The organism is Vreelandella sp. L-15, assembly GCF_056857635.1.
In genome coordinates, this window is record NZ_JBSXNN010000091.1 from 18,129 (window position 1) to 29,310 (window position 11,182).

The 11,182-nt window shown below is 59.3% G+C and carries 6 protein-coding genes; 4 read left to right on the forward strand and 2 right to left on the reverse strand.

All coding sequences use genetic code 11. The features are described from left to right. Positions 1-10: 10 nt before the first annotated feature. Positions 11-985, reverse strand: a complete 975-nt coding sequence (gene cra / locus AC13CY_RS13500) for a catabolite repressor/activator (protein ID WP_172514366.1) — start codon at positions 983-985, stop codon at positions 11-13. 237 nt (positions 986-1,222) lie between these two features. Here cra and ptsP point away from each other — a divergent pair, with 237 nt between their 5' ends. The 4 genes from ptsP (at position 1,223) to pgi (ending at position 8,692) form a co-directional block, all read left to right on the forward strand. Further along, the gene (gene ptsP, locus AC13CY_RS13505) at positions 1,223-4,093 is read left to right on the forward strand and encodes a phosphoenolpyruvate--protein phosphotransferase (protein ID WP_172514365.1); all 2,871 of its coding nucleotides are present in this window, start codon (positions 1,223-1,225) and stop codon (positions 4,091-4,093) included. After that, the gene (pfkB, locus tag AC13CY_RS13510) at positions 4,093-5,064 is read left to right on the forward strand and encodes a 1-phosphofructokinase (protein ID WP_172514364.1); all 972 of its coding nucleotides are present in this window, start codon (positions 4,093-4,095) and stop codon (positions 5,062-5,064) included. Before ptsP ends, pfkB begins: the two co-directional genes overlap by 1 nt. After that, positions 5,061-6,800: a PTS fructose-like transporter subunit IIB gene (locus tag AC13CY_RS13515; protein WP_172514363.1), complete on the forward strand. Its 1,740-nt coding sequence runs from the start codon at positions 5,061-5,063 to the stop codon at positions 6,798-6,800. The genes pfkB and AC13CY_RS13515 overlap by 4 nt, the downstream gene beginning before the upstream one ends. Positions 6,801-7,024: 224 nt before the next feature. Beyond that, positions 7,025-8,692 (forward strand): glucose-6-phosphate isomerase, encoded by a 1,668-nt coding sequence (pgi, locus tag AC13CY_RS13520; RefSeq protein ID WP_044629392.1) that lies wholly within the window; start codon positions 7,025-7,027, stop codon positions 8,690-8,692. Positions 8,693-8,784: 92 nt separating this feature from the next. On the opposite strand, the gene AC13CY_RS13525 is transcribed toward pgi, so the two are convergent. After that, on the reverse strand, positions 8,785-11,182 hold a 2,398-nt coding region (locus AC13CY_RS13525), incomplete at its 5' end, for a restriction endonuclease (protein WP_483052664.1).

Below are 11,182 nucleotides of genomic sequence, written 5' to 3' on the forward strand. Positions count from 1 at the left end.
CGCCTTGCGCTCAGCGGGTACGCAGGTGGCGCGCGACCACCTGCTGCCCGCATTGGTAGCTTCCGTTCATCGCGCCGAGCGCGCACTGCAGCGTCAGCTCGGCGATGCGGTCGTAATCTTGCAGTGCCGAATTGACCGGCTGCGGCAGAAAATCTAGCAGGCGGTGGTCACCAAACGTGGCTAACCGCAGCGTCTCCGGCAGCCCCCCCTGGGCAAGCAGCTCATCAAACACACCTTCCATGAGCGCGTAGGAGGCCGTGACCAGCGCATCTACCTCGCCTGCAGCAAAGAGCTGTTGCGCCAGTTCAACGCCCACATCCCGCTCGTAGCGCCCACCACTAAAGGTAACGGCTTCAACCCCCGTCCCTTCCAGCGCGGCAAAAAAGCCCGCACGCCGCTCACGACTCACCGAGAGTTCGGGCATGGCATCCAACCAGGCAATGCGCCGTGTTGAGCCATCCATCACCGAGCGCGTCAGCGCATAAGCGGCTTCTTGGTCATTGCTCACCACGCTAGCAAAGCGCTCGGGTGTCAGGCCACGGTCCATCCCAACGACGCTCCAGCCTTCGTCGGCCAAATCCGTATAAAAGGTGTCGTTTTCCGGCAGGCAGCTGGCGGTAATCAGCACCTCACAGCGCTGGGCACGCAGCGCCAAGGCCAGCGTGCGCTCACTATCCGCGCAGTCATCGGAACTCACCACCAACAGCTGGTAGCCGCGCTCGCGAGCACCGCGTTCCAGGCGTTTGGCGAGGCGCGCGTAGCTGATGTTTTCCAAATCCGGCACGATCAAACCGATCAACCGGCTAGCGCCCCGGCGCAGCGCGGCTGCCTGGGGGTCAATGTGATAGCGGTGCTGACGCACCACAGCCATCACTTTATCGATGGTAGCTGAACTAATGCGCCGCTGTTCAGCCTGGCCGTTGATTACATAGCTTGCCGTGGTGCGCGAAACCCCGGCGAGCCGGGCAATATCGGCAAGTGTCATGCTGGTTTCTCCCTAAATGAAGACGGCAGTTTAGCAGCCGTTTTACCCTCTTCAGACAAAAGTCTAAAGAAACAACCCTTGTGCCAAAAAGTGAATCGATTCAGCATAGCCAACTAACCACAGGTGACACGATTCATCCAGCTAACCTTAACGATCTACGACTAACGTTTTATGCGCGCACTTTCGCCGCCAATCGCAGACGTTGCCGTTGCCTGACCGCGTTTACAGGAGACCCCTATGTTGACACTCGGCCCCGATGACATCTTGCTCGACCGCCACGCGGACAACTGGCAAGCTGCGCTCGACAGCGCCGCCAACGCTCTGGCAGAGGCTGGCTTGGTTGCGGCCGAGTATCGCGATGGCCTCCACGCCCGCGAAGCGCAGTCCTCAACGTACCTAGGCAACGCCATTGCCATTCCCCACGGCACTCCAGAAAGCCGCCATCACGTCAAACGTACCGGCGTACGGGTGCTGCAGTTCCCTAAAGGGGTGCAGTGGCACGACGGCCACACCGTACATGTGCTGGTCACCATTGCGGCACAAAACGACGAGCACCTAGATATTCTGCGCCAGCTTACCCACGTTCTCGACCGCGACGGCGTAGCAACCGAATTAGCCCGCGCCAGCTCCGCCGCCGATGTTGCGCGCCTGCTCTCGAAGCCGTCATTAGCGCCGCGTCTGGATGCCGATACGCTATGTGTTAACTTTCCCGCCCGCGACCCGCAGGAGCTGGCCCTGGCGGCGGCAGCGCGGCTGCGTCAAAGCGGCTGCGTGGATAACGGTTTTATTAGTGCCGTGGCGAGCGCCCAGCCCCAGTGGTTGGGCAAAGGCCTATGGCTTTCAAGCCACGCCCAAGGGGTGAACCAGCCGGCGCTGGGCGTAGCCACCCCCGCCGACACCACGCTAGAGCATAGCGGTCATCCGGTTCATGCGCTGTTCTGCTTGGCCGCCAGCGGCGATGCCCACCGGCCGCTGCTCGAACAGTTGATGGCGGTACTAGAGAACGGCGAAAGCGACAGCTTTGTGGGCAAAAATAGCGCCCAACTGCTGGCAGCGCTGGCCGGTGAAACCGCCAGCACCCAAACCCGCCGCGTGCGCGTTCTGAACCCCCACGGCCTGCACGCCCGCCCGGCCAAACAGCTGGTACAGATCGCTCGTGCCCAGCCCATGCCCATCAACGTACGCCTGGAAGAGGGCAGCGCCACCACGGTATCTGCTGCCAGCTTGACCAAAGTGATTGGCCTGGGTGCACGCCGTGGCCAATGGCTGATCTTCTCTGCCGAGGGCGAACAGGCAAGCGCCGCGCTAGATGCCATTGCCGCCGCTGTCGAAGAGGGCTTGGGTGAAAAAGTCACGCCGTTCGACGGGGGCCGTGATGCCACGCCCGCCGCCAACGCCAGCAAGCCCGCCGTTGAGCCGCTGGCCGCTGACACGCCGCACACCGGTGTAGCAGCCTCGCCAGGCTTGGCGATTGCGCCGGTGTTCGTCATTCGTCCGATGCAGTTCGACTATCCTGAGCACGCCAATCAGCCCGACGACGAGATCGCCCGCCTGGAGGCAGCGCTGAAAGAAGGGGCTGCCCAGCTTCAGGCGCTGGTACACAAAGCGCCCGGCGGCGAAGTCGCCGACATTCTCTCCATGCATGAAGAGATGCTCGACGACCCCGAACTGCACCAGGCGGCGATTGACGCCATCCGCGAAAGCCGCTCGGCGGAAGCGGGCTGGTGGGAAGCTATCGACACCGCCGCCCACGCCCAAGAGATGCTGGCCGACCGGCTGCTGGCCGAACGCGCCGCCGACCTGCGCGATGTCGGCCGCCGCGTGCTCGGCGTGCTTTGCGACGTCAGCCTGCCCGAGCCACCCGACCACCCCTATATTTTGGTGATGGACGATATCGGCCCCTCCGATGTGGCCCGCCTGGATACCTCCCGCGTGCGTGGCCTGCTGACCGTGCGCGGCGGCGCCACCGCCCACAGCGCGATTTTGGCCCGTGCGCTGGGCATTCCTGCCGTCGTAGGCGCCGGTGAAGCGGTCATGGCGCTACACAACGGCAGCATGATGATTCTGGATGGCGAGCGCGGCCGCGTGACCTCGCAGCCTTCCGAGGAGCGCCTGCGCCGCGCCGAGCAGCAGCTGCTCGACCAGCAGCAGCGTGAAGCGGACGCCTGGGAGCTACGCTTCGAGCAGGCGCAAACCCGCGACGGCCACCGGGTTGAGGTTGCTGCCAACCTGGGCAACACCGCCCACGCCGCCGATGCGGTAGAGCGCGGCGCGGAAGGGGTCGGCCTTTTGCGCACCGAGTTCCTGTTTATGGCCTACTCCAGCGCGCCGGATCTCGCCACGCAAATCGCCGAGTACCGTGAAGCCACCGATGCCCTCGACGGCCGCCCGCTCGTCGCCCGCACCCTGGACGTCGGCGGCGACAAGCCGCTGCCCTACTGGCCGGTGCCCCAGGAAGACAACCCCTTCCTCGGCCTGCGCGGTATTCGCTTAGCGCTGACCCAACCAGAAGTGTTGGAAACCCAGATTCGCGCGCTGCTGATGGCCGCCGTCGGTAAACCGCTACGCATTATGCTGCCGATGGTCAAAGACGTGGCCGAGTTCCGCGCGGCGAAGGCGATTTACGACCGCCTGCTCAACGAGATCTCCCCGCAGCAGCGCGCTACCGATGTACAGCTTGGCGTGATGATCGAAGTCCCTTCCAGCGCTCTGCTAGCACCGACGCTGGCCGCCGAGGTCGACTTCTTCTCAGTCGGTACCAACGACTTAACCCAGTACACCCTCGCGATTGATCGCGGCCACCCAGAGCTATCCGCTCAAGCCGATGGCCTGCACCCAGCGGTACTGCGGTTGATCCAAATGACCGTTGAGGCCGCCCACGCTCACGGCAAATGGGTCGGTGTTTGCGGCGAGCTGGCTTCTGATGCCATGGCCGTACCGGTTCTGGTGGGCTTAGGTGTCGATGAACTCTCCGTCAGCGCACGCCAAATCCCGCTGGTCAAAGCCCGCCTGCGCGAGTTTGATCTTGCCCAAGCCCAGGCCAGCGCCCAGTTAGCGCTGAGCAAAGCCACTAGCGATGAAGTCCGCGACGCCCTGGAGGCCAGCTGATGGCAAGAGTTGTCTGTATTACGCTCAACCCAGCGCTGGATCTCGCCTTCAACCTGGATGCGCTGACGCTGGGACACGTCAACCGCCCCACTAGCGCGCAGCTGGAAGCCGCAGGTAAAGGGGTGAACGTCGCCCGAGTACTGGCCAGCCTTGGCCATGAGGTGGTCGTCAGCGGCTTTTTGGGCGAAGAGAACGACGCCCCGTTCAGCCTCGCCTTTCCCCGTTACGGCGTGAAAGATGCCTTTGTGCGGGTGCCGGGCAACACGCGCATCAACGCCAAACTCGCCGAGCAGAGCGGTCGGGTGACCGACATCAACGGCCCCGGCATGCCCATCGAAGCCGCCCATCTGGAGGCTTTACGCACCACGTTAAGCGGCCTGTTTGAAAGTAGCGCGCCGCCTGAGGCTGTGGTGGTCGCAGGCAGCCTGCCTCCCGGCATTGACCAACCCGCGTTTGGCGAGCTGCTTGCCTTCCTGAAAGGTTTCGGAGTGCCGCTGTGGGTGGATACCAGCGGCCCGGCACTGCTCACGGCGATTGCCGCGCAGCCTGCCGCCGTAAAACCCAACGAAACCGAGCTGGCCGACTGGGCAGGAAGCGCGCTCGATACCGAACAGCAGCGCCAAGCCGCCGCCGAGCGGCTGCACGCCAGCGGCATCGAACACGCGCTGATTTCAGCGGGTGCTGAAGGCGTTTTATGGGTGAGCCAGCACGGCATTTGGCAATCCACGCCACCGACCGTCACTGCCACCAATACCGTTTGCGCGGGCGACACCTTTGTGGCGGGCATGCTGCATGGACTGCTGAGCCAGCATACACCCGTCGATACGCTTCGTTTCGCCACGGCGCTTTCTGCCGAAGCGGTACGCCATGTTGGCGTAGGCACTTCCCACGCCGATGATTTTGACTCACTCCAACAACAGACCCGGGTACGGCGTCTTGACGACACCCACACCGAGGGAGCCACGCGATGAACCTAATCCTGATTACCGCCTGCCCCAGCGGCATGGCGACCACGTTCCTGGCCGCCAAGCGCCTAGAGCAAGCCGCCACGCGGCTGGGCTGGAACGTTCATGTAGAGATGCACGGTGAGATTGCGCCACTGCAAGCCGCCAGCGCCGAGCAGATTGCTAACGCCGATTTGATCGTCGTGGCCGCCGACCACGTACCCGCTCCGGAACGTTTTGAAGGCAAGCGGCTATTCCAGGCCCCCATTGCCAGCGCCCTGCCCGACCCCAGCGCCTTCTTAAGCCAAGCTAAGCGGGAAGCGCCGATCTACAGTGCCCCAGCAGCCACAGCGGCTGCCCCGACTAACAGTGCGGGCGGCAAAAAAATCGTTGCCGTCACCGCCTGCCCCACCGGTGTTGCCCACACCTTTATGGCCGCCGAAGCGCTGGCCGAAGCGGGTAAGGCCATGGGCCACCAGATTCGCGTGGAAACCCAAGGCTCGGTGGGCGCGCAAAACAAACTCACGGAAGCGGAAATCGCCGACGCGGACGTGGTCGTATTGGCCTGCGACATCGAAGTGGAGCCGTCACGCTTTGCAGGTAAACGGGTTTATCGCACCTCTACCGGCAACGCGCTGAAAAAGCCGCGCCCGACCCTGGAGGCTGCCTTCACCGATGCCGCTGTTGAAGATGGCACCAGCGCCGCCAGCAGCAGCGCCACCGCCAAAAAAGGCATGAAAGAGAAAGGCGTCTATAAACACCTGCTAACCGGTGTGTCCTTTATGCTGCCCATGGTGGTGGCGGGTGGCTTGTTAATAGCCCTCTCGTTCGTGTTCGGTATCGAAGCGTTCCAGGAAGAAGGCACCCTGGCCGCCGCGCTGATGCAGATTGGTGGCGGCACGGCCTTCGCGTTGATGATTCCCGTTCTGGCAGGTTACATCGCCTACTCCATCGCCGACCGCCCTGGTATTGCCCCCGGCATGATTGGCGGTATGCTCGCCGCCGAGATTGGTTCTGGGTTTATCGGCGGTATTCTGGCCGGTTTCCTAGCGGGCTACGTGGCCCTCGCCGTCACGCGCTACGTGAAACTGCCCTCCAGCGTTGAGTCGCTCAAACCGATTCTGATCATCCCGCTGATTGCCAGCTTGGTCACCGGCCTGACGATGATCTACGTGATTGGCGAGCCGGTGGCTGCCGTGCTGAGCGCGCTCACCAGCTTCCTGGAGTCCATGGGCTCGACCAATGCCGTGCTGCTGGGCATTCTGCTCGGCGCCATGATGTGCTTCGACCTGGGTGGCCCGGTCAACAAAGCGGCCTACACCTTTGGCGTCGGCTTGTTGGCCTCTGAAACCTACGGCCCAATGGCCGCGATCATGGCGGCAGGTATGGTGCCCGCCATTGGTATGGGCATTGCCAGCTTCGTGGCGCGTAACAAGTTCTCTGCCCCCGAGCGGGAAGCGGGTAAAGCCTCGTTCGTGCTGGGCCTGTGCTTTATCAGTGAAGGCGCGATTCCCTTCGCGGCGAAAGACCCGCTGCGCGTGATTCCCGCCTGTATCGCCGGTGGCGCGGTCACGGGTGCGCTCTCCATGCTGGTGGGTGCCAAGCTGATGGCCCCCCATGGCGGCATCTTCGTGCTGCTGATTCCTAACGCCATTACTCCCGCTCTGCTTTACCTGGGCGCGATTGTGGTGGGCTCTTTGATCACCGGCCTGGGCTACGCGTTTATCAAACGTGGCGCTGCCCAAGTAGCCGTTGCCAGCTAAAAGCGGCACACTAAGGGCGAGGCAATCTCGCCCTTTTGTTTTTTAGTCAGACATTCAAAACGACCACCACCCCGCTGTTTTATTAACCATTTTTCGCTAGCTGTTGTTCTCACGCGCGCAATATGTAGTATTTTTACATAAATAACAGCGACGCCAGGGGGGCGGACACGCCCCGTTAGCGATAACGATGTAAAACAGATGTAAAAACAACAGGACCGCCCGTTATGTTTCAACTCACTCGCAGCGTTACTTGGCAGGCCCTAGAGCGCCTGCGCGATAAAACCGCCAATGACCGCATTCGGGACTACTTTACGAATGACCCGCAGCGCTTTGAAAAAATGAGCCTCCGCGTCGGCGGCCTTTTTCTAGATTACTCCAAGCATCAGGTATCGGATGAAGTGCTGGCTAAACTAATCGAGCTAGCCGACCATTCCGCCCTGGTACAGCGCCGCGCCCAAATGTTTTCTGGCGACATTATCAACGTGACCGAGAACCGCCCGGTACTCCACACCGCGCTACGCCATCTTGGCGATGAGCCGGTGTATGTGGATGGCGAAGACGTGATGCCAGAAATCACCCGCACCCGCGAGCAGATCAAGCTGTTCTCGGAAGCGGTGCGTAGTGGCGAGTGGAAAGGCTATAACGGCCAGCGTATTAAAGACGTGGTCAATATCGGTATTGGTGGCTCGGACCTGGGCCCCAACATGGCGGTGCGTGCGCTGTTGAAGTATCGCCACCCGGAGCTGCACTTCCACTTTGTTTCCAACGTGGACGGCACCCATATTCAGAAAGTGCTCTCACGACTCGACCCGGCCACCACGCTGTTTATCGTCTCTACGAAAACCTTCTCCACCCAGGAAACCCTGCTCAACGCCAAGACTGCGCGGCGCTGGTTCCTGGAGAACGCTGGCGAAGACGCCGACGTGGGCGCGCACTTTATTGCCGCTTCCACCAACCGCAAAGCGGCGATGGAGTTCGGTATTCGCGAAGAGAACGTGTTTGAGTTTTGGGCCTGGGTGGGCGGCCGCTACTCCATGTGGTCGTCCATCGGCTTACCCATTGCGCTCTCGATTGGCTTTGAAGGCTTTATCGAGCTGCTGGAAGGCGCCCATGAGATGGACCGGCACTTCATCGAAGCACCTTTCGCTCAAAACATGCCGGTCCTCATGGCGCTGATCGGCATCTGGTACATCAACTTTATCGGCGCGGAAACCCAGGCCATCGTGCCCTACGACCAAGCGCTGAACCAGTTACCCTCTTTCCTGCAGCAGCTGGATATGGAGTCTAACGGCAAGTCGGTGGATATTTTCGGCCACCCGGTGAACTACAAAACCGGCCCGATTGTGTGGGGCCAAACCGGCTCCAACGGCCAGCACGCCTTCTTCCAGCTGCTGCACCAGGGCACCCGCTATGTGCCCATCGATTTTATCGCCTCGCTCAAGCCGGAACCGGGCGTGGAAGACCACCACTTCGCCCTGCTGACCAACATGCTGGCCCAAGCCAACGCCTTTATGGAAGGCAGCCAAGGCGACAGCAAAGAGCTTAGCCAGCTCGACCCCTATAGCTGCCCCGGCAACCGTCCCTCCAGCACCCTGCTGCTCGACGAGCTAACGCCGAAAAACCTGGGCGCGCTGATTGCGCTCTACGAGCACAAGGTGTTCGTTCAGGGCGTAATCTGGAACATCAACTCGTTCGACCAGTGGGGCGTACAGCTAGGCAAGCGCATCGCCGGTGAAATCAGCGAGCGCATCGACGCCAACGCCGCCGACTTCGACGCTTCTACGCAGGGGCTGCTTGAGCTGGTGCGTGCCCACTTTCCCACCAGCGCACGCAAAGCCGATAGCGCCGAGCCAGCAAGCAGTGATAAAAAACCGGTGCGCAAGAAGCGTTAGGATAAAAAGTAAGTAAGCACAGCGCCTTGGCAGACTACCAGGGCGCTTTTGGGTCAGGCTTTTGAACATATCCAGCGCCCTTCCAATATGCGCTACTGAGCCACCAAGCCGCTCAAACTGCTGACTTCCTTGAAAACCACATCATCGGCAAGGTTGAAGTGCCTGTGTCCGCATTCGATCTTCAAGCGTTCGTTGCGGCGCAGATCGGCTTTGACCGTGCTGGATTTGGTTTCTGCAACAAAGTAGACGCGTTCTTCGTTTTCAAACACTACTGCCCAATCAGGGTTGTAGGTGCCCAGCGGGGTGGCAATTTTGAACTTGCCCGGCAGCTTGAAGAAGAACCTGACGCGTGGGTCGAGCGAACACTCATGGGCAAATGTGTTTTCTACCTCGCTGTCGCTCATTACACAGCTGAAAGCGTCGCCCTTAGGGTCTTGAGTATCGCTCTCCAGCGGTTGGGCTTCCAGCAGAGTTTTGTTCAAGGGGGTGGTTACATCATCGCTGGTTTGCGGGTAGACGCTGCTCAGGTAGGTTTCTACAGGCTCATCAAACAGTGTCATCTCGTAGCGTTTGCCGTTGATTTCATGGTACTCAATGCCTTTCACCAGCAGCGCTTGAAGCTCAGTTTTAATCGCAGCAACCACGGTATCCAGAAACGCCTGGGGGTTGATCAGCAGCTCATCCAAGCGATTGGACTGGTCAAGAATCGCAAACAAGGTGGAGCGCGTCAGATGCACACGGTTTTGAATGTAGGCGTAAACATCCGGTACCGGCACGTTTTGGTAACTGGCGTTGCTCTCATCAATGGCGGTTTCCACGCCCTGAATACCTTCCTCATTCATGTGCAGCTTGGCTTTGCGGGAACGCACCTTGGGGGCTTGCACCCTGGGGTACTGGTGAGTATCCGTTAAGGCTTCTACACATTTTTCAATCAGCTCAGATGTGTCCAGCGAGACGCTATAGCGGGTCTGATAATTGATGCGCTGCCAGATCGCCTTGAATAGCGCTTCGTCACCAGCACTTAACGTCTTGCGCTGTACCCGCGCCTTGTCGCGGGCATTTTTCACCCGGCCTTTGAAGCTGACATCGGTTTCGTCTTCAATTTCCTGCTGCAGAGTGCGGGCAAACACCTCGTAGCTTTCATTGGGAATCACCGTGAGCACATTGATGCTTTTGTCGTGTATCCGTTCCCCCTGTTGGTTCACCGCAAGGCGCAAGCCACGGCCAATTTCCTGGCGCTTTTTCATCTGGCTCTGGGTTTCGTTCAGGGTGCAGATCTGGAACACATTGGGGTTATCCCAGCCTTCCCGCAGGGCCGAATGGCTAAAGATAAACTGTAGCGGCTCATGCATATCCAGCAGGCGCTCCTTGTCCTGCATGATCAAGGTATAAGTATCATCATCCTTTTTAGAACCGCGCTCGGTGCTATCCACCCATATTTTTTTGGCGGCGGCCCCTTTGCCTTTTTTATCGCCTGAGAAGTAGCCGTTATGTACCTTGCTGGCAGAGTAAGGAATCAAATCTTTATAATGCGCCTTGGCGGCGTACTTTTCGAAGGCCTCTTCAAACCACTGGGCAAACTTGCCGGGTACGGCATTGCCTTCATCATCATAAGCGCGGTAATTGGCCACCTTGTCAATAAAGAACAGGCTGAGCACTTTAATGCCGCTTTCCTTGACTTTTTTCAGCTTGGCAAAGTGCGCGGCCACGGTGCGTTCGATCTGAAAGCGCATCACATCATCACTTAGGCCGCCCCGCTGTTCGTTCAGGCGCAGGACACCGTTTTTATTGAACTCAATTTCGGTATCGCTTAAAAATTCATTAAGAATGAACCCATCCGCATAGACTTCACGGTACTTGGATTTTTTATAGAGGTCATCGCCTACCTTGAGGCTCACGCTTTTTCGCTTAACGCCGGTTTTTTCATTAACGTCTATCACCACCTTGGCGGTTAATGATTTGGCCTTTTGTTCAATGGCAACCAGCTCTATAAACGCCTGATTCTGACTTTGATCCGACTCAACACCATCCACTTCAATCTGCTTGACCAGCCCCAGGTCATAGGCCTGCACCGGGTCTAGTTTATACAGTAGGTTATAGGGGTTTTTATGAGTGGCCGAATAGCGCAAAGTGCATAACGGGTTGAGATTGCGTATGGCTTTACGGCGAATATCCGTTTCAAAGTTCTGCGGCTCATCGACAATCACAATCGGTTTGACCGCTTTAATGTACTCAATCGGCGCGAAGGCTCTTTCGCCTTTCTGGTTGATTTTATTGATGCTTTTTTTCTTGGTGGCGTTGCTATCATCAATATCTTTGGAAAAACTGTCGATATTGATCACCAGCACGCGAGTTATGGTGATTTCTGGTGTATGGAAGCAGGCTGAAAGGATGGCGTATCCTGTTGGTTGATCACCACCAAGATCACAACCAACAGAGGATGGATACGCCATGTCCAAGTCTAACCTGCATGCTCTTTCACAACCAGAG